Raw genomic sequence first — 18,030 nt, 5'->3', positions numbered from 1 at the left:
CGGGATCAGAAACGCTCTTCGACCGCTTTGAACGGGTAGGCCAAGGGCTGGTATTTGCCGATCTTGCCGCGTTTGGGCAGCTTCACGATCTGCTCGCGGGTGATGTCCTTGTAGGGAATGCGCGTCAGCATGTGGCTGATGATGTTCAGCCGGGCGCGGCGCTTGTCGTTGGAATGGGCTACGAACCACGGCGCCCATGACGAGTCGGAGGCGGCGAACATGTCGTCGCGGGCCTTGGTGTAGGCATCCCAGCGGGTATACGACTTGAGGTCCATCGGCGACAGCTTCCATAGCTTGCGGCCGTCGTTGATGCGGTCCTGCAGGCGGCGGGTCTGCTCTTCGGCGCTGACTTCAAGCCAGTATTTGACAAGAATGATGCCCGACTCGACCATCATCTTCTCGAACAGCGGCACCACACTGAGGAACTTGCTGGCCTGCTCATCGCTGCAAAAACCCATCACCCGCTCGACACCGGCGCGGTTGTACCAGCTGCGGTCGAAGATCACCACTTCGCCTGCTGCGGGCAGGTGGCCCAGGTAGCGTTGCACGTACATCTGGGTTTTTTCCCGCTCGGTCGGAGCCGGCAGCGCCACTACGCGAAACACCCGGGGGCTGACGCGCTCGGTGATGGCCTTGATGGTGCCGCCCTTGCCTGCACCGTCGCGGCCTTCGAAGACAATGCACACCTTCAAGCCCTTGGCCACCACCCACTCCTGCAGCTTGACCAGCTCGACATGCAGGGGCTTGAGCGCTTTTTCGTAAGCCTTGCCACCCAGTTTCTCGTGCTGGTCCTGGGTGGCTTTTTTCCTTGATGGCTTCGACATGTCCCTCTCCACAGGGCGAATGAAGAGTCAGTATGGTTGATCCATGGCAGTTTGCTGCTTCGCTTGCCGTGCCGGCATCAGGGGAGATGGCGGAAAGGTTGCTGAATATTGATTGCAGCAGATGACAGGTGCTCTGCAAAAGCACCTGAAAGTCCTGATGCAATCCCTGTGGGAGCGGGTTTACCCGCTCCCACAGGGATCGCGCACGCTTTTTAAATTCTGCGCAAGACAGTTGCTCCCACAAGGATTGTTGTTGGGCTCAACAGCGGCTTCTGGTCGATGGCCGCCCCAGAGCAGTGGCCGTATTTGAGTTTTTCGCTAACGAGCCTACTTTGTAACGCGCCGATACCGCTGCTTGGGACTACGAGGAGAATCAGGGTCTGTCATCTCGATCAATCCAGCAGCGAGGGCCGGGTGCAAGTAACTCTTGCGGAATGTGGCCCGGTGCGAAAGACCCAGCTGTTGCATAAGCTCCCCGGCCTTCAAGGCGATACCCACAGGCATTACATTCAAGAGACTCGCTACTTGGTCGGTTACTTGGTCGGTTACTTGGTCGGTCGCTGGATTGCTTTGTTTGGCTTCGACAAGCGCCTGCAGCAAGGCTCCGAGCATGTATTCAACAAAAGGGGTTGATTCCGCGGCTTGGTCAGCCGCCGCCAGGGCAGCGTAGTAAGCGTCCTGCTGCTCTCGAATAACCGTTTCCACCGGTAGGAACGCCAGCACCGGCCGCCACCGGCTGAGCAACAGGGTCTGCCAGAGCCGCCCCATTCGCCCATTGCCATCTGCAAACGGGTGAATGAATTCAAACTCGTAATGGAAAACACAGCTGGTGATCAGCGGGTGCCAATCGTTGCTTGCCAGCCAATCAAGTAAATCCTGTACCAGTGTCGCGACTCGACTGGCAGGTGGTGCCATATGCAGCAGGCGGGAGCCGCGGTAAATGCCTACGCCACCCCGACGATAGCGGCCAGCGTCATCAATCAGCCCATGCATCAGCAAACCGTGCGCAGCGAGCAGATCACTCTGGGCGTCGGCACGCCAACCTGGCATCGCGTCATACGCAGCGAATGCATTGCGCACCTCCTGGATTTCACGCGGCAAGCCCATCACGCGCTTGCCGTCGAGCAACGCTGTTACCTGCTCTACGCTCAAGGTGTTGTTTTCTATCGCCAGTGATGCCTGGATAGTGCGAATACGGTTACCACGGCGCAGCTGCGGTGTCAGCGCTGCGTCGCAGTAGGTAGTCAAAAAACCCACTTGCTCACTGATTTCGGCTACCAGTGCCAGAATCCGAGGAGTCACAGTCAGCGGTGGTTGGTAGTTGCTCATTGCCTGCGGTCCATGGGAATCGAGAGCGTCGCGACACCGGTGCGTAACTGCCACAAAATGATTACCACGACCGCGCTCACCTTAATCCAGGGACATCACGGGGTAAAGGAAGCACGAACATCACTTCACAAATTCCTGAACTGATTATTTGCCGCCAGCGATTTTTCCCCTCGCCCATCGCCACCAGAATCGCTTCACCACAATCACAAAAACCGTGAGGCCACTCCCGTGGACCAGACACTCCAGGTACGGCAAGCCGCCGCTGCCCTCGTTGCCGCGTTTGCCAGCAACGACACCGCCCGCTATTTCGCCTGCTTCAGCGAAGACGCCACGTTCCTTTTCCACACCTTGCCGCAACCGCTGCTGTCGCGCCGTGCCTACGAGCAGCTCTGGGCCCAGTGGCAGGCAGAGGGCTTTGCAGTGCTGGCCTGCGAGTCGGGTAATGCCCATGTGAGCCTGCAAGGGGACGTGGCCATCTTCATGCACGATGTAGCCACGCATATCCGCATCGCCGGTGAAGACCACCAGTTGAGCGAGCGCGAGACCATCGTCTTCCGCCGCCAGGGTGAGCAGTGGCTCGCCTGCCACGAGCACCTGTCGGTCGCATCACCAGCCTGATCGTTGTTTCTAGCGGCCTTGCCGCCCTGCCATCGCACCCACAACAAGGCCCGCGCACTGCGCCGGCCCACAACAACCGCGCTGGAGCATCACCATGAGCCACTCGACCGGTATCGAGACCAATGGCGTCGAACAGATCCCCGACGATCAACGCGACGCCGCCCCGCTGGACCTGTTCCGCCTGATCTTCGGCGGCGCCAATACCTTTGCCACAGCCGTGCTGGGCAGCTTCCCGGTACTGTTCGGGCTGTCGTTCCAGGCGGGCGTGTGGGCGATTCTGCTCGGCGTCGCCGTGGGTGCGCTGATTCTCGCGCCAATGGGCCTGTTCGGGGCAATCAACGGCACCAACAACGCCGTGTCGTCTGGCGCACACTTTGGTGTGCACGGGCGTATCGTCGGCTCGTTCCTGTCGCTGCTCACTGCGGTGGCGTTCTTTTCGTTGTCGGTGTGGAGCTCTGGTGATGCCTTGGTCGGCGGTGCCAAGCGCCTGGCCGGCCTGCCGGAAACCGACCTGACCCTGGGCCTGGCCTATGGCTTGTTCGCCGTGCTGGTGCTGGTGGTGTGCATCTTCGGCTTCCGTTTCATGTTGTGGGTCAACAAGATTGCCGTGTGGGCCTCGAGCCTGCTGTTCCTGCTGGGCATTGTCGCCTTCGCCGGGCCGTTCGATGCCGGCTATGCGGGCAGCGTCAACCTAGGCCAGGCGGGCTTCTGGGCAGCCTTCGTCGGCGCGGCGATCCTGGCCATGAGCAACCCGGTTTCGTTCGGCGCTTTTCTTGGCGACTGGTCACGCTATATCCCGCGTGAAACGCCCAAGGCGCGCATCATGCTGGCAGTAGTTGCAGCGCAGGGTGCGACGCTGATCCCGTTTCTGTTCGGCCTGTGCACCGCCACCCTGGTGGCCACCCACGCACCGGACTACATCGCCGCCAACAACTATGTCGGCGGCCTGCTGGCGGTAGCACCGAGCTGGTTCTTCCTGCCGGTATGCCTGATTGCGGTGATCGGCGGCATGTCCACCGGCACCACCGCGCTGTATGGCACTGGCCTGGACATGTCGAGCGTGTTCCCGCGTTTGCTCAGCCGTGCCGGCGCCACATTGCTGATCGGCGTGCTGGCAATCGGCTTCATCTTCGTTGGCCGCTTCACCTTCAACCTGGTGCAGAGCGTGTCGACCTTCGCCGTGCTGATCATCACCTGCACCAGCCCGTGGATGGTGATCATGATTCTCGGGCTGATCACCCGCCGCGGTTTCTACCATGCCGATGACTTGCAGGTGTTTACCCGCGGCCAGCGCGGCGGCCACTACTGGTTCCTGCATGGCTGGAACTGGCGCGGCATGGGCGCATGGCTGCCCAGCGCAGCGGTCGGCCTGTGCTTCGTCAACCTGCCGGGGCAGTTCGTCGGCCCGCTGGGCGACCTGGCCGGCGGCATCGACGTGAGCCTGCCGGTAACCCTGGGGCTGGCCGGCGTGCTGTACCTGCTGCTGCTCAACCTTTTCCCTGAACCTGCTGGCGTGTATGGCCCCCGTGGGCCGCGTTGGGTGCGCTGCAAAAGCACTGCGCACACGCCGGTAACCACTGCCGAAATGGCCTGACTGGAAACCGACCATGACCACTTCCCACTACATTGCCGGCCGCTGGGTCGAAGGCCAGGGCAGCGACTGCATCAGCGTCAACGACCCTGCGCTCGGGCTGCCCTTTGCTGAATTCATGGCCGCGAGCGTGGCCCAGGTCGACCAGGCCGTGGCTGCCGCCCGTGGCGCCCTGCCCGCCTGGAAGAACACCAGCGCCAGCGAGCGCGCTGCCTGCTTGCGCGGGTTTGCCGAGCAGCTGGGGCAGCGTCGCGAAGCGTTGATTGCGTTGCAGATGCGCAACAACGGCAAGCCACGCCATGAGGCGGAAATTGACCTGGACGACGCCATCGCCACGTTCGCCTACTACGCCGAACTGGCCGAACAGCTACCGTCGAAAAACCGTGACGTGCCACTGGCTGCGCCGGGCTTCACGGCGCGCACACGCCTGGAGCCGGTAGGCGTGGTCGGGCTGATCGTGCCGTGGAACTTCCCGTTGGTGACCAGCGCCTGGAAGCTCGCTCCGGCCCTGGCCGCGGGTTGCACCGTGGTGCTCAAGCCCTCGGAAGTTACCCCACTGATCGAACTAGCCTACGGCCAGATCGCCGACGCGATTGGCCTGCCGGCAGGCGTGGTGAACATCGTCAACGGCAAGGCCGAAACCGGCGCTGCGCTAAGCAGCCACAACGGCCTGGACAAGCTGTCGTTCACCGGCAGCAACAGTGTCGGCAGCCAGGTGATGCGCAGCGCATCGGCGCAGTGCCGGCCAGTGACACTGGAGCTGGGCGGCAAGTCGGCGATCGTGGTGTTCGATGATTGTGATGTCGACCAGGCGGTGGCGTGGATCGTCGCCGGTATCAGCTGGAACGCCGGGCAGATGTGCTCGGCCACGTCGCGGCTGCTGGTGCAGGACGGCATTGCCGATGCATTGCTGCCGCGTTTGCAGGCCGCACTGGAACAGCTACGGGTGGGCAACCCGCTGACCGAGGAAGTCGACATGGGGCCGCTGACCAGCCAGGCGCAGTGGCTGAAAGTGGCCAGCTACTTTGCCACGGCGCGGGAAGAAGGCTTGCGCTGCCTGGCCGGTGGCAAGGCGCTGGACCGTGAGGGCTGGTTCGTCAGCCCGACGTTGTACACCGATGTGCCCAAGGGCAGCCGCCTGTGGAGCGAGGAAATCTTCGGCCCGGTGCTGTGCGCACGGCGCTTCGCTACCGAGGAGCAGGCGATTGCCGAAGCCAACGACAGCCGCTTCGGGCTGGTGGCTACCGTGTGCTCTGCCGACCTGGAACGCGCCGAGCGGGTGGCCGACGCGCTGGAAGTTGGCCATGTGTGGATCAACTCGGTGCAGGCGGTGTTCGTCGAGACCTCGTGGGGCGGCACCAAGGGCAGTGGAATCGGGCGGGAGCTCGGGCCTTGGGGCCTGGCGGCCTATCAGTCGGTCAAGCATGTGACGCGGTGCCTCGGCTGATTATTTCAGCGACATCATCATCGTCTTGGGTGACAGCTCGGGGCAGAGGCGGAAGCCAGCATTTTTGGCATAGAACTTCTCCAGCCGCTCGCTAAGGGGACGCACGATCATCGCGACGCAGCCCACGACCTCCGAGGCGGCCAGTGCTCGTTCGATCGCATCCTGCAGGAGGTCGGTTGCCACACCCTGCCCCGCAGCCTGGCGGGTTACACCCATGCGCCCCAATACGACCACCGGCAGGTGGTCAGGCGCATTGCGGCGCAGGCGAGCCGATATACCGTGGCCCCGTGCCACAGACCCATTCGACAACGTGTAAAAACCAGCGACGGCGTTGGTGCCTGCAAAACAGCTGACATAGACCACCGCGTGCTTGGCATGCTGGGCCTTCAGTGCCTTGTCCCACAAGTAGCTGTTGATGGAAGCTTCCCCACAATCGAACTGGCCAAGGTCATGGTCCGCGTTCAACACTTGTGGAGCACTCAGCGCCAGCGCTTCGGCCTTGCCAGCAGCTTCTTCACGCATTCGTTGCTCCTGATAGGGTTGTCTTCCAGTGCCTGGGTGAATGCGTCATAGGCTTGTTCATCAAGCAGGAACAAGCGTTGCTCCATGAGCACTTCCTCGGCCCGCTTGCAGGCAGCTTCAAGCACAAAGCTGGTGCGATCACCGCCAACAACTTCAACTGCAGCGTCGATCAGGTCGCGGCGATGCTCGGCAACCCTCATGTTCAATGGCACCGTTTTACTGCGGTCCCGTGTATGCACTTCACCCATGGATGACTCCTCGCCCGTACCACGCGGGCCACCAGATCGACCCATTCTGTCGACTAGGCAAAGCCTACGAAAGCGTAACGCAAATGTATAGCTGTAAATCAGTTTGCGTTACGAACGGTCATCCAGTTCCGGGGAGCCACGCCAGGTCCGTGCGAGCAGGTTCACCCGCGAAGAGCCAGACCAGGAAACACAAACCTCTGTCCCGCGTGACTTTCCCCTTCCCGCGCAAAGTCCCACTTCCTGGTACCCCCACAATCACAACACCAGGTCGGACCACCCATGCACCCTCATCGCACCGCCTTGCACAACGAACTGCACGCCCGCCCGTCGCTGTACTTCGACGGCCCGGCGCATGTCTTCCACCTGGCCCTGCTCGGCGGCGATGCTGCCTGTACGGCGCTGCTGCAACGTTGCTGCCCGGATGCCGTGGACACCGCAGCCGCCCAAGGCATCACCTGCCTCAATGGCCAGCCGTTCAAGTGGGAAAGGCACACCGAGTTCTTCACCCTGACGCTGGTGGTGCCCTGCACTGCCGCCGGCACTGAGTGGCAGGCCCTACCCCCGGTCCTGGTCGACGCTATCGCCCCGCAAGCTGCGCAGGTGATCAACGCCGTGCAGATACTGGTACGCGATGAACAGGACCTGGACCTGGCCCCCTACGGTTTCAAGGACCCCTGCGGTTCATGCGTAGGCGGTGGTGACGCGGTGGTGTGGAGCGATTTCCGCCTGACCGAAGACGGCAGCAACCGCTTGCTGTTCATCAACCGCCGCCTCAATGCCTACCGCCAGGGCCGCATGATTCGCCGCCTGCTGGAAATCGAGACCTACCGCATGATGGCCTCGCTGACGCTGACCACGGCCAAGCAGTTGAGCCAGGAACTGGATGCCTTCGACAAGACCCTGGTCAGCCTGTCGGAGCGCAGCGCCGGCGGGGACGGCCATGACTCCAAAGGGTTGCTGGACGCCATCGCCCACCTGTCACGCCAGGTGGTCAGCCGCACAGTCAGAACCCGCCACCGCTTCGGTGCCACCCAGGCGTATGCGCAACTGGTGTTCGAGCGCCTGGGCGAACTGCGCGAAAGCCACGTGGGCGACTGCCAGCGCCTGGGGGTGTTCATCGAGCGCCGATTCAAGCCCACCGTGCGCTACTGCGCGGCCACCGAACAGCGGCTGGAGCAGTTGGCGAAGAATGTGGCCAACCTGGGCGACCTGTTGCAGGCGCGGGTGCAGGTGGAAATGGAAGAACAGAATGCCGGGATCTTGCGCAGCCTCAATACCCGGGCCGATGCCCAGGTGAAGATCCAGCGGGCAGTGGAGGGGCTGTCGATCATTGCCATCACCTACTACCTGCTGAACCTGTTCAAGTTGCTGTATGGCGGGTTGAATGTGCTGGGGCTGGGGTTGACGGCGCGTGACGGCTTGATGGCCATGGCGCCGCCGGTTTTGCTGGTGCTGCTGGTGATTCTGCTGAGGATCAGGCAGGCCAAGCAGCATTGAAGCCGGGGGCGCTTGGCGCCCCAGGCATTTACACCGGCTCGTCAGCCGGCCGCCCGCCCTCTTGCACCAGCACCATGCTCTGCGGCGAGGACAGGGCGATCCCCTCGTCACGCAACCGGCCAAGGATGGTGAACAGCAGATCGCTGCGGGTACCGGAGACCTGCCGCGGCCCCGCCACGTAGCCACTTACGCCGATCACCATGCCGCTTGCAGTCAGGTCCTTGAACGACACCGAAGTAGCCGGCGCATCCAGAATCGCCTCATGCTCGTGGTACGCCGCCAGCAGCAGTTCACGTACCCGATTGGCATCGGTCTCCAATGGCAAGGTCAGGGTAATGCCGACCACACCCAGCGCATTGCCCATGGTCACGTTGCGCACGTTCTGCGAAATGAACTGCGAGTTGGGCACGATCACCGTCGAACGGTCGGACATCTGGATCTCGGTGGCGCGCACGTTGATGCGGCGGATATCGCCCTCGACGCCGGCCAGACTGACCCAGTCGCCCACCTTCACCGGGCGCTCGGTCAGCAGGATCAAGCCGGAGATGAAGTTCTGCACGATCTGCTGCAAGCCGAAACCGATACCCACCGACAGGGCACTGACCACCCAGGTCAGGCTGGTGAGGTTGATGCGCAGGGTCGACATCACCAGCATGGCCAGGAACAGGAAGCCCAGGTAACCCACCAGGGTCACCAGCGAGGCGCGCATGCCAGCATCCATGTCGGTTTCCGGCAGCAGGCGCTCGCTCAGCCAGCGCTTGACCACACGGATGCCGAACAGGCCACCGAAGAACATCACCAGCGCCAGCAGAATGTCCTGGGGCACGATATTCAGGTTGCCGAGCACCTTGCCACCGGTGCCGTCCCAGTCACCCAGGCTGAGCAGCAATTCACCCGGGCTGGTACCCGACGGCATCAGTGCCAGCAACAAGGCCAGGAACAGCAGCACCGTACGGCCGATACCGGCAAGAATGGTGCTGGCCTGCGCCTGGTGGCGCGGCGCCAGGCCCAGGCTTGACGCCAGTGCCAGGCCACCTGGCTGCCGTGGTGACAGCAGGGTTTCGCAGAGGTCGCCCAAGAAGGTGGTCAGCAGGTAGGCACAGGTGGCTACCAGGCTTACCCACAGCAACTTGGCAGTCAGGAAGTAGGCAAGCGTGAGGTAGCCGGTGAGCAGCGCCAGCAAGATCAGCACCAGCCACACCACCATCACGAACGGGATCAGCCCCGCCAGGCCAGTGGGGCGCTCCAGGTCATGCTTGCGCAGGGTACGCCGGTAACGCAGCAAGGCGACCGCAAAAATGATCGCAACCACCAGCGCGGTCACGCCGTTGACGGCCACCGTCAGCGCCAGGCTGGCGCCGATCACGCTGTTGATGCGCTCCAGGGTCACCATCACCATCAGCGCCAGGGCCAGCAACTTGGGGAACCAGCCCAGTGCCGTGGCCACTTCGTCGTGAATGGCGGGCAGGCGCCAGGACGGGCGTTGCAGCATCAACATGGCGCGGCCAAGCCCGGTGATGAAGGCGCTGAACACCACCAGCGTGAGCACGTGGTTGGTCAGGCTGGCAATGTCCGAGCCCAGCTCGGCGCTGCTTTCAAGGCCCCAACGCAGCAACGACACAGAGCCCGCAATGGTGCCCAGGGTTGCCAGGCTGACACCCAGCGCCAGGGCACTGCGGCGCAACCGGCCTTCGGGCAGCCAGCGCACCATGGCATGGGCCAGCGAGCGCTCGATCAAGCCTCGCACCACTGTCCACACCAGGATCGCCGCCACCAGGCTGGCGATGAACACCCAGCGGTGGTCAGCGTTGAAAGCGCTGGCCACGGCGTCGGCCGTTTCGCCACGCAGGTCACGCAGGCGGGCGACGTCATCCTGGGTGGGGCGGATAATGCTTTGCCAGAATGCCGGGCTCAGCGGCGAGGCTGCGCGACTGGTGATCTGCGAGTTGAACTGGCTGCGGCGCAGGTTGACGATTTGCGTGGACAGGTCACGGGCCGACTGGGTCAGCTTGGTGGCCTGGTCCTGTTGCGCTACCAGGGCCTTTTTCTCGGCTTGCAGCTCTTTGCGCTGCTGGGTCAGGGTGGCGGCCTCGTCCGGTTGCACCGGGCCGATGACCTTGAGCTTGTCATCGAGTTTTTCCACATCGGCAGTGCGCAGGGCACTCAATGCATCGGCCTGGCGCTGAACCTGCACTGCCGCCAGGCGCAGCTGCGCCAGCAGGTCGTCGTTGGCTTCGCTGGTGACACCTTGGCGGATCTGGTCCAGGCGGTCGCTCAGCTGCTCGACGCTGGCGTTCTCATCCAGCGTGGGCGCTTCTGCACTCGCCAGGTTCGACAACGGCGTGGCCGGTGCCGACCAGGCCGGGCTGGCAAGCGCCAGCAGCAGGACCATCAGGGCCATCAGGCCTGGGCAATAACGGGCAAGGCTGGGGCGCCTCATCGAATATTCCTCTTTACAATTCGATTTGGCGGGGGATTCTACGCGGCTTCAGGCAATCAGGAGAGTGCCGTTTCTCGCCTGAGCAGTTGCTGTTTGCGCTCCACGCCCCAGCGGTAGCCGCTGATGTCGCCGTCCCGGCGTACCACCCGGTGGCAGGGAATGGCCACGGCGATGTGATTGGCCGCGCAGGCCATGGCTACCGCACGCACCGCCTTGGGCGCGCCGATGCGCTCGGCGATGTCGGTGTAGCTGACCCGGCTGCCGGCCGGCACCTCGCGCAGGGCTTGCCACACCCGCTCCTGGAAGGCCGTGCCTTGCACATCCAGCGGCAAGGCCAGGCCCAGTGCCGGGGCTTCGACAAAGCCGACCACTTCGGCTACCAGCTGTTCATAGGCGCTGTCGCCACCGATCAGGTGGGCCTTGGGGAACTGATCCTGCAGGTCGTGCAGCAAGGTCTCGGGGTCATCACCGAGCAGGATCGCGCAAATGCCCTTTTCACTCTGGGCCACCAGAATCGCCCCCAGTGAACACTGGCCGAGCGCAAAGTGGATGGTTGCCCCGGCGCCACCTGCGCGGTACTGGCGGGGGCGCATGCCCAGGCGCTGGTCGGCGCTTTCGTAGAAGCGGCTGTTGGAGTTGTAGCCGGAATCGTAGATGGCATCGGTGACCGAGCGCTGGCCGTCTTTCAGATGAGCGCGCAGGCGCCGGGCGCGGAAGGCGGTGGCGTAGGCCTTGGGGGTAAGGCCGGTTTCGGCCTTGAACAGGCGGTGCAGGTGGAAGGCGCTGACGGCCAGTTGCGCGCTGAGCTGGTCAAGGCTGGGCGCCGGGTAGCTGGTTTCAATCAGGCGGCAGGCCCGGGTGACCAACTGGCTGTGGCGAGTGGCGCTGGCCTTTGGGGTAGCCGAGCAACGCTTGCATGCGCGATAGCCGGCTGCTTCGGCGGCGGCGGGGGTGTCGTAGAACTCGACGTTGCTGCGCTTGGCCAGGCGTGATTTGCAGCTGGGCTGGCAGTAGATGCCGGTGGTGCGCACGGCATAGACGAATTGGCCGGCGGCGGCCGAATCACGGGATTCCACGGCTTGCCAGCGTTGGTCTGGGGTGATGTAAGGGGGCATGGTAAGTGTCCAGATAGGGGGTTGCCTGTGCCGGCCTCTTCGCGGGTGAACCCGCTCCCACAGGGGCCGCGTGTTCTCGCAAGCTGCAGCTCAGGCGCGCCAGAGGTACCAGGCCGCCACGGTACGATACGGCCGCCAGCCGCCGCCCAGCGAGCGCATCTGTGCCGGCGTCGGTGCCTTGTCCAGGCCCTTGAGCCGCCGATATCCCTCGCGCACGCCAAAATCGTCCACGGGCAGGATGTCCGAACGCTCCAGGCTGTAGATAAGCAGCATCTCCACCGTCCACCGCCCTACCCCGCGCAGCGCCACCAGGCGCTCGATCAAGGCCTCGTCGGTCATGCTCAAGGCCTGCTCCCGCGTGGGCACCAGGCCGTCCAGCCGGGCTTGGGCAATGCCCCGGACCGTCGCCAGCTTGCTCGCCGAAAAACCACAAGCGCGCATCGCCTCCGGGGTAACCGCCAACAACTGCTCCGGCTGCGGGAATGGCTGCTGCGGGAACAGCGCCAGCAACCGCCCGAGTATCGCCTCGGCGGCACGGGCATGCAGTTGCTGGTAGGCAATCGCCCGCACCAGCGCCTCGTAAGGCTCACGCCCTGGCGTCGCCTGGTGCAGGCAGGGGCCGATCGCCGCAATGTGCCGCGACCAGTCCGGGTCGATTGCAGCCAGCTGTTCACTGGCTGCGCGATAGGCTGCGGGGGTTAGGTCGGCCAGGATCATGGCATCTCCATCGGGTCGATTGCAGGTCCAGCTTAGCCCAACCGTTCATCGGGGAAACGCCGGTTCTTGCGCGGCTAATTCCTGGCATACCATTGATCGGCACTGTCGTCCCCGCATAGAATTGAGAACTATTCACAATCACATCCATCACGGGACCGGGCCTTCGCGACGATGCAGATCAACGACACGTTCAAGCCGGCCGAGGTCGCCCTGCTCTATCAGTCCCACCACGCCTGGCTGCGCAGCTGGTTGCGCAGCCGGGTCGGTTGCAATGAACACGCGGCAGACCTGGCCCAGGATACCTTCGTGCGCTTGTTGCGTGCTCGCCAGGTGTCACCGCTGAAAGAGCCGCGGGCCTACCTTGGCAGCATCGCCCGCGGCCTGATGATCGACCAGTACCGCCGCCGCGCGCTGGAGCGGGCCTACCAGGAAAGCCTGGCGCACCTGCCCGAGGCCGAAGTGCCCAGCGAAGAGCACCGCCTGATCATCCTCGATAGCCTTGAACGCCTGGACCGGGCCTTGCACCAGCTGAAGCCACGTGCCCGCCAGGCATTTCTGCTGGCCCAACTCGATGGCTTGAGCATCGCCCAGGTTGCCCAGCAACTGGCGGTGTCCCGGGCCACTGTCGAGCGCGACCTGGCCAAAGCCCTGGGCGTCTGTTACCGGGTGCGTTATGCCGATGCCTGATGGCGCGCCCGCGCAGGCGCAGGTCGACCAGGCCATCGACTGGCTGGTCAAGCTCCGCTTCGACCGCCCCAGCCCGCGTACCGAGCAGCAGTTCCAGCAGTGGCTGGCCAGTCACCCACACAACCCCTTGGCCTGGCAACGGGTCAGCCAGCTCGGCGAGGAACTGGCGGGGCTGCCCAAGGACCTGAGCCGGCGCACCCTGGACGGCAGCCAGCGCCAACGCATCAGCCGCCGCGACCAACTCAAGCTGCTGATGCTGCTGGCCGTGGGCGGCAGCCTGGGCTGGGCCGCACGCGAGCCGTTGGGCCTGCCGGAATTGCTGGCCGACAGCAGCACTGAAACCGGTGAGCGCCGCCAGCTGCAAGGCAGCGACGGCAGCCTTATCCAGCTCAACACTGCCAGCGCCATCGACCTGCGCTACAGCGCCGAGGAACGCCAGTTGCAGCTGGTGCGCGGCGAGGTGAGCCTGGACAGCAACCGCGACGACAACCGCCCGTTCCGCATCGACACCCGCCTCGGCCCGTTGGCCACCCGCGACGGCCAGTTGTTGCTGCGCGAAAACGATCGCGGCCTGCTGCTGACCGTGCGCCGTGGCGAGGTCACGCTGTTCCCCGCCTCGGCCGCACCCCGGCAGGTGCTGGCCGGCCAGACCTTGCAAGTGTCGGCCAATGGCAGCGTGCAGCCTGTGCAACTGCACAGCGACCCTTGGGGCTGGACCGACGGTGTACTCAGCGTGCAACAGATGCCGCTGGGCGAATTTGTCGCCGAACTTGCACGGTATCGCCCCGGCCTGCTGCGCTGCGCGCCCGAAGTAGCTGGCCTGAAGGTATCCGGTACCTACCAGTTGGCCGACATCGGCGAGATTCTGCACTTGCTTACCCACAGCCTGCCGGTGCGGGTCGACTACCGCACGCGCTACTGGGTGAGCATCAGCGCCGTGTGAACGCTCAGTCCGCCAAGGCTCGCAAGCGCCCCGCGCGCCGGTACGACTGCCGGGCAAAGCACACGAACAGCCCGGCCATCAGTGCCAGCGCCATAGGCAGACCATGCGGCGCCACGCCCATCGCCGCGCCACTGACCAGGGGCCCGACCAGGCTACCTACGCCCCACAGCAAGCCCACGCTGGCGTTGGCGGTGACCAGGTCCTGACCCTTGAAGCGCTGCCCGATCAGCACCAGCGCCAGGGTATAGATACCCCCCGCCACCGCGCCCAGCACCACCAGCAGCGGCCACAGCAGCCAGGTCAGCCCCAGCAGCCAGGGCAAACCGATCCCGATCGACATCGCCACCAGCCCGCACACCAGGTGCAGCCCGGTGCGCTCCACCCGGTCGGCCAGCCAGCCCAGCGGCAGCTGGAACAGCATGTCGCCGGCAAACACCACGGTCACCATCAATGCGGCCACACCTACCGCAAAGCCATGACTGGTGGCGTAGACGGGTAGCAGCGACAGCACTACGGCATCGAAGAACGAGAAGAACAGCACGGCCACGCACAAGGCCGGTGCCACCCGAAAGAACCCGGCCAGGCCGAAGCTCTTTTCGCCTTCTTCATGTTCGACATGGTCGTTGGGTACTGTAAACACGATGCACAGCAGCGCCAGACCATAGCAGGCGGTAACCACACCGGTGATCCACGGGCTGTGGGCGCCCAGCACTGCCAGCATGGCCGGGCCGAGCACCTGGAAGCCGGTAAAACTGGTGGCATACAGCGCCATGATCTTGCCGCGGTTGTGTTCCGGGCACAGTTCGTTGACCCACGACTCGCCAAGGATGATGGCGATACCCATGCCAAGCCCCAACCCCAGGCGCAGCAGCGCCAGCAGCCACAGCGAGGCGAACGCCGACTCGAGCAGGGCGATGCTCACCGTGCACAGGCTGAAACACAGCAGATAGATGGTACGCCGGGTGAGATGACGGCAGCAGGCGTCGACCAGGAACGCCGACAGCATCATGCCCGCAGCAGGGATGGCCGAGATGATGCCGATTTCCAGGGTACTCGCCCCTGCCTCATGCAGGCGCAGCGACACCAGCGGCAGGCTGGCCCCGAGGCTGAAGCCCACGACCGAAACGGCGAACAACAGGCCCGCCAGCAAACGCATGTTCATGTACCACTCCTTGCAAACCGAAAAGACGTGCAGACACAGGCGCGCACGCCCAGGTAGCGCGCGACGCAACAGCGCAGATCAGTTCAGGCGAGGTGTGGCGAGAAGGTGAAGGCAAACAGCACGCTGCGGCGGCGCTTGAGCACCGTGTCGCTCGGCCACGCACGACGCAGGGCCTGGAGGGCAGGCTGGTGGGCGTATGGGAGGGACCGGGTACGGCGCATTGCTTGGGCTACTACGCAGGTGGTTGGGAAAACAGACGCGGCACTCTAGGCGAAGGTGGTCAGGTCGTCAATCGTCGGCACCTGGGTGCCTGACCTGCTGTCGCGGACACTGTAGGAGCGGCCTTGTGTCGCGATGGGCTGCGCAGCAGCCCCGGGATTTCAGCTTCGCTGCATAGATCGCCGGGGCCGCTGCGCAGCCCATCGCGACACAAGGCCGCTCCTACAAAGAGCAGATGAGCCGGCGCTTCAGCGCTTGCCGGTATTGGGCAGGAACACCGCCAGCAAGCCGAACAATGGCAGGAACGAGCACAGCCCATACACGTATTCGATGCCACGCAGGTCGGCGACATAGCCCAGCAGCGCAGCGCCAATGCCGCCAAAGCCGAACATCAGCCCGAAGAAGATCCCGGCAATCATGCCCACGCTGCCCGGCACCAGCTCTTGTGCATACACCACGATCGCGGAAAACGCCGAAGCCAGGATGAAGCCGATCACCACGCTCAGCACGGTGGTCCAGAACAGGTCGGCATACGGCAGCGCCAGGGTGAACGGCGTCACGCCCAGGATCGAGAACCAGATCACCGCCTTGCGCCCGATGCGATCACCAATCGGCCCGCCGAAGAAGGTACCCGCCGCCACCGCGCCCAGGAACAGGAACAGGTGCAGCTGCGAGCTGGCCACCGACACATCGAACTTCTCGATCAGGTAGAAGGTGAAGTAGCTGGTGAAGCTGGCCATGTAGAAATACTTGGAGAACACCAGCAGGCCCAGCACGATCAACGCCGCTATTACCCGCCCGCGGGAAATGCCATGGGTTGCCTGTACCGCCTTGCGCGCCTTGGCCTGGTTGAGGTGTTCCTTGTACCAGCCACGCAGCATCAGGGTGACGCCGAGGAAGAACAGCGCCGCCAGGCCGAACCAGGCGACATGGGTCTGGCCGAACGGAATCACGATGGCCGCCGCCAGCAGCGGGCCCAGGGCCGAACCGGTGTTGCCGCCGACCTGGAAGGTAGACTGCGCCAGGCCAAAACGCCCACCCGATGCCAGGCGCGCAATACGCGAGGTTTCCGGGTGGAAGGTTGACGAGCCAATCCCCACCAGCGCCGACGCCAGCAAGATCATCGGGAAGCTGCCGACGAAGGCCAGCATCACGATGCCCACCAGCGTGCACAGGGTGCCCAGCGGCAGCAGGTTGGGCGACGGCCTGCGGTCGGTGAAAAAGCCCACCCAGGGCTGCAGCAACGATGCGGTTATCTGGAACGTCAGGGTGATCAGGCCGATCTGGGCGAAGCTCAGGTCGTAGTTGGCCTTGAGCATCGGGTAGATCGCCGGCAGCACCGCCTGGATCAGGTCGTTGATCAGATGCGCCAGGGCGCAGAAACCGATGATGCGCATCACCAGCGGCGTGGCCGGGCTCGCTGCTGCGCTGGTGGACGCCGTGGTGGCGCTACTGGTGGCCATGTGCCTGAATCTCCGTCCGCAGTTTGGGATCCGATTATCGGGAAACAAATAGATACATAGCTACCTTTTTTATCCCTCTGTCGTGTCTTACTTGAAAATGGTTCTCAATATAATTAGCATCCTTGACTCATACCCCTGTCATCGTTGGGCAAAACGGCCCTTACCGCGAGCAGACCGATCCCATGAGCCCGATGCCCGCCAAACAGTTCCAGCCCGACCCTCAGCAGGAAGCGCTGGAATGGTTTTCGCTGTTGCGCCAGCCCGGTTGCGATGAAGCCCAGCGCCAGGCCTTCGCCGCCTGGTGCCAGGTGCCCCATAACGCCCAAGCCTACGCAGAGCTGGAAACTTTCTGGCAACAGCTGCAACCAGCACCTGCCCGCCCTCGCCCACAGCAGATAAGCGTGCGCCGCAGCCAGGTGAGCAAGTGGTTGGCACTGGCTTTCCTGCTGGGGGTGGGCGCCGCTGCCTATCTGTACTGGCCGCTGATGCAACGCTTGGCCAGCGAGCTGCACACCGCGGTGGGCGAGCGCCGCAGTACGCGCCTGGCCGACGGCACGACACTGAACCTGGACAGCGCCAGCGCAATGAACGTCGACCTGCGCGGCCGCACCCGCCAGCTGCACCTGGTGCAGGGTCAGGTGTACATTGAAGTGATGCTCGATGGGCGGGCCATGGAAGTGGACGTAGGCAACGCGCGCATCCAGGTGTTCGGCACCCGCCTGCAGGTCGCCCGGCATGCAGGGCATGACGAGCTGGTGGTCCTCAGTGGCAAGGCCATGGTCATCCAGGGTGGTGAGCAGCGCATGGTTTCGACCGGCGAGCGGGTAACCTTCGATGACACCCGCATCGCCCCGGTGCAAAAAGCCGACCTGCAAACCGCCGACAGTTGGCGCACTGGGCGCCTGGAAGCCACCGACATGCCACTGGGGCAGGTGCTTGAGCGCCTTGCCGGCTATCAGGGGCAAAGGTTATGGATGATGGATGCACAAGTGGCCCATCGGCGCGTGAGCGGCGATTTCGACCTCGACCGGCCTGCTGCAAGCCTGGAATCGCTGGCTGCGGCCCAGCATCTGCAACTGCAGGGCGTGCTCGGGCACTGGCTGGTAGTGCGCTGAAACCGAACCCGGCCGCTAAGTTTTTGAAAGCGTGCAAATTTTTTTTGAAATGAGTGTTGACAGGGGGGGCGTTCAAGAGAATAATGCGCGCCA

16 protein-coding genes are annotated in these 18,030 nt (G+C 63.9%); 7 read left to right on the top strand and 9 right to left on the bottom strand.

Going from position 1 to position 18,030, the window contains the following annotated elements; translation table 11 throughout:
• Nucleotides 1-5: 5 nt before the first annotated feature.
• Both ppk2 and HP547_RS07525 read right to left on the bottom strand, forming a co-directional pair.
• On the bottom strand, nt 6-824 hold the full coding sequence (ppk2, locus tag HP547_RS07530; RefSeq protein ID WP_172224550.1) for a polyphosphate kinase 2: 819 nt from the start codon (nt 822-824) through the stop codon (nt 6-8).
• Between the two features lie 327 nt (nt 825-1,151).
• On the bottom strand, nt 1,152-2,153 hold the full coding sequence (locus HP547_RS07525) for a Fic family protein (protein ID WP_172285934.1): 1,002 nt from the start codon (nt 2,151-2,153) through the stop codon (nt 1,152-1,154).
• Between the two features lie 228 nt (nt 2,154-2,381).
• Here HP547_RS07525 and HP547_RS07520 point away from each other — a divergent pair, with 228 nt between their 5' ends.
• The 3 genes from HP547_RS07520 (at nt 2,382) to HP547_RS07510 (ending at nt 5,809) form a co-directional block, all read left to right on the top strand.
• A complete protein-coding gene (locus tag HP547_RS07520; RefSeq protein WP_172224556.1) occupies nt 2,382-2,771 on the top strand; it encodes a nuclear transport factor 2 family protein in 390 nt (129 codons plus the stop codon).
• A 94-nt stretch (nt 2,772-2,865) separates the two neighbouring features.
• Nucleotides 2,866-4,365, top strand: coding sequence for a cytosine permease (locus HP547_RS07515; RefSeq protein WP_172285933.1), 1,500 nt, complete (start codon nt 2,866-2,868; stop codon nt 4,363-4,365).
• 13 nt (nt 4,366-4,378) lie between these two features.
• A complete protein-coding gene (locus tag HP547_RS07510; RefSeq protein WP_172285932.1) occupies nt 4,379-5,809 on the top strand; it encodes an aldehyde dehydrogenase family protein in 1,431 nt (476 codons plus the stop codon).
• Here HP547_RS07510 and HP547_RS07505 read toward each other — a convergent pair whose 3' ends face one another.
• Together HP547_RS07505 and HP547_RS07500 are read right to left on the bottom strand one after the other, a co-directional pair.
• Nucleotides 5,810-6,331 carry a GNAT family N-acetyltransferase gene (locus tag HP547_RS07505; protein ID WP_172285931.1) on the bottom strand — a complete coding sequence of 174 codons (522 nt, stop codon included), beginning with the start codon at nt 6,329-6,331 and terminating at the stop codon, nt 5,810-5,812.
• Nucleotides 6,289-6,579, bottom strand: coding sequence for a DUF1778 domain-containing protein (locus HP547_RS07500; RefSeq protein WP_172223584.1), 291 nt, complete (start codon nt 6,577-6,579; stop codon nt 6,289-6,291). The genes HP547_RS07505 and HP547_RS07500 overlap by 43 nt, the downstream gene beginning before the upstream one ends.
• Nucleotides 6,580-6,858: 279 nt before the next feature.
• Between HP547_RS07500 and HP547_RS07495 the strand changes: the two genes are divergently transcribed.
• Nucleotides 6,859-8,076 (top strand): DUF3422 domain-containing protein, encoded by a 1,218-nt coding sequence (locus HP547_RS07495; protein WP_172285930.1) that lies wholly within the window; start codon nt 6,859-6,861, stop codon nt 8,074-8,076.
• A 28-nt stretch (nt 8,077-8,104) separates the two neighbouring features.
• Here HP547_RS07495 and HP547_RS07490 read toward each other — a convergent pair whose 3' ends face one another.
• The 3 genes from HP547_RS07490 to HP547_RS07480 form a co-directional block, all read right to left on the bottom strand.
• The gene (locus HP547_RS07490) at nt 8,105-10,516 is read right to left on the bottom strand and encodes a DUF3772 domain-containing protein (protein WP_172285929.1); all 2,412 of its coding nucleotides are present in this window, start codon (nt 10,514-10,516) and stop codon (nt 8,105-8,107) included.
• 56 nt (nt 10,517-10,572) lie between these two features.
• Nucleotides 10,573-11,631 carry a bifunctional DNA-binding transcriptional regulator/O6-methylguanine-DNA methyltransferase Ada gene (gene ada / locus HP547_RS07485; RefSeq protein WP_172285928.1) on the bottom strand — a complete coding sequence of 353 codons (1,059 nt, stop codon included), beginning with the start codon at nt 11,629-11,631 and terminating at the stop codon, nt 10,573-10,575.
• Nucleotides 11,632-11,721: 90 nt separating this feature from the next.
• Nucleotides 11,722-12,348: a DNA-3-methyladenine glycosylase gene (locus HP547_RS07480; protein WP_172223597.1), complete on the bottom strand. Its 627-nt coding sequence runs from the start codon at nt 12,346-12,348 to the stop codon at nt 11,722-11,724.
• Nucleotides 12,349-12,519: 171 nt separating this feature from the next.
• Between HP547_RS07480 and HP547_RS07475 the strand changes: the two genes are divergently transcribed.
• Together HP547_RS07475 and HP547_RS07470 are read left to right on the top strand one after the other, a co-directional pair.
• Nucleotides 12,520-13,035, top strand: a complete 516-nt coding sequence (locus HP547_RS07475) for a sigma-70 family RNA polymerase sigma factor (protein ID WP_172223600.1) — start codon at nt 12,520-12,522, stop codon at nt 13,033-13,035.
• Nucleotides 13,022-13,978 (top strand): FecR domain-containing protein, encoded by a 957-nt coding sequence (locus HP547_RS07470; protein WP_172285927.1) that lies wholly within the window; start codon nt 13,022-13,024, stop codon nt 13,976-13,978. The genes HP547_RS07475 and HP547_RS07470 overlap by 14 nt, the downstream gene beginning before the upstream one ends.
• Nucleotides 13,979-13,982: 4 nt before the next feature.
• Here HP547_RS07470 and HP547_RS07465 read toward each other — a convergent pair whose 3' ends face one another.
• Both HP547_RS07465 and HP547_RS07460 read right to left on the bottom strand, forming a co-directional pair.
• On the bottom strand, nt 13,983-15,140 hold the full coding sequence (locus HP547_RS07465) for an MFS transporter (RefSeq protein WP_172223607.1): 1,158 nt from the start codon (nt 15,138-15,140) through the stop codon (nt 13,983-13,985).
• A 467-nt stretch (nt 15,141-15,607) separates the two neighbouring features.
• Nucleotides 15,608-16,822: an MFS transporter gene (locus HP547_RS07460; protein WP_172285926.1), complete on the bottom strand. Its 1,215-nt coding sequence runs from the start codon at nt 16,820-16,822 to the stop codon at nt 15,608-15,610.
• A 191-nt stretch (nt 16,823-17,013) separates the two neighbouring features.
• Between HP547_RS07460 and HP547_RS07455 the strand changes: the two genes are divergently transcribed.
• On the top strand, nt 17,014-17,937 hold the full coding sequence (locus tag HP547_RS07455) for a FecR domain-containing protein (RefSeq protein WP_172285939.1): 924 nt from the start codon (nt 17,014-17,016) through the stop codon (nt 17,935-17,937).
• Nucleotides 17,938-18,030: the final 93 nt, after the last annotated feature.

The organism is Pseudomonas sp. CM27, assembly GCF_013179515.1.
Classification (GTDB): Bacteria; Pseudomonadota; Gammaproteobacteria; order Pseudomonadales; family Pseudomonadaceae; genus Aquipseudomonas.
The sequence above is the reverse complement of the archived record's forward strand: the minus strand, read 5'-3'. Positions and strand labels throughout refer to the sequence as shown.

What these genes read in the sequence shown, in the direction of transcription:
- ppk2 (WP_172224550.1), bottom strand. Translation starts at nt 824, where the DNA reads ATGTCGAAGCCATCAAGGAAAAAAGCCACCCAGGACCAGCACGAGAAA.
- HP547_RS07525 (WP_172285934.1), bottom strand. Translation starts at nt 2,153, where the DNA reads ATGAGCAACTACCAACCACCGCTGACTGTGACTCCTCGGATTCTGGCA.
- HP547_RS07515 (WP_172285933.1), top strand. Translation starts at nt 2,866, where the DNA reads ATGAGCCACTCGACCGGTATCGAGACCAATGGCGTCGAACAGATCCCC.
- HP547_RS07510 (WP_172285932.1), top strand. Translation starts at nt 4,379, where the DNA reads ATGACCACTTCCCACTACATTGCCGGCCGCTGGGTCGAAGGCCAGGGC.
- HP547_RS07505 (WP_172285931.1), bottom strand. Translation starts at nt 6,331, where the DNA reads ATGCGTGAAGAAGCTGCTGGCAAGGCCGAAGCGCTGGCGCTGAGTGCT.
- HP547_RS07500 (WP_172223584.1), bottom strand. Translation starts at nt 6,579, where the DNA reads ATGGGTGAAGTGCATACACGGGACCGCAGTAAAACGGTGCCATTGAAC.
- HP547_RS07495 (WP_172285930.1), top strand. Translation starts at nt 6,859, where the DNA reads ATGCACCCTCATCGCACCGCCTTGCACAACGAACTGCACGCCCGCCCG.
- HP547_RS07490 (WP_172285929.1), bottom strand. Translation starts at nt 10,516, where the DNA reads ATGAGGCGCCCCAGCCTTGCCCGTTATTGCCCAGGCCTGATGGCCCTG.
- ada (WP_172285928.1), bottom strand. Translation starts at nt 11,631, where the DNA reads ATGCCCCCTTACATCACCCCAGACCAACGCTGGCAAGCCGTGGAATCC.
- HP547_RS07480 (WP_172223597.1), bottom strand. Translation starts at nt 12,348, where the DNA reads ATGATCCTGGCCGACCTAACCCCCGCAGCCTATCGCGCAGCCAGTGAA.
- HP547_RS07475 (WP_172223600.1), top strand. Translation starts at nt 12,520, where the DNA reads ATGCAGATCAACGACACGTTCAAGCCGGCCGAGGTCGCCCTGCTCTAT.
- HP547_RS07470 (WP_172285927.1), top strand. Translation starts at nt 13,022, where the DNA reads ATGCCGATGCCTGATGGCGCGCCCGCGCAGGCGCAGGTCGACCAGGCC.
- HP547_RS07465 (WP_172223607.1), bottom strand. Translation starts at nt 15,140, where the DNA reads ATGAACATGCGTTTGCTGGCGGGCCTGTTGTTCGCCGTTTCGGTCGTG.
- HP547_RS07460 (WP_172285926.1), bottom strand. Translation starts at nt 16,822, where the DNA reads ATGGCCACCAGTAGCGCCACCACGGCGTCCACCAGCGCAGCAGCGAGC.
- HP547_RS07455 (WP_172285939.1), top strand. Translation starts at nt 17,014, where the DNA reads ATGCCCGCCAAACAGTTCCAGCCCGACCCTCAGCAGGAAGCGCTGGAA.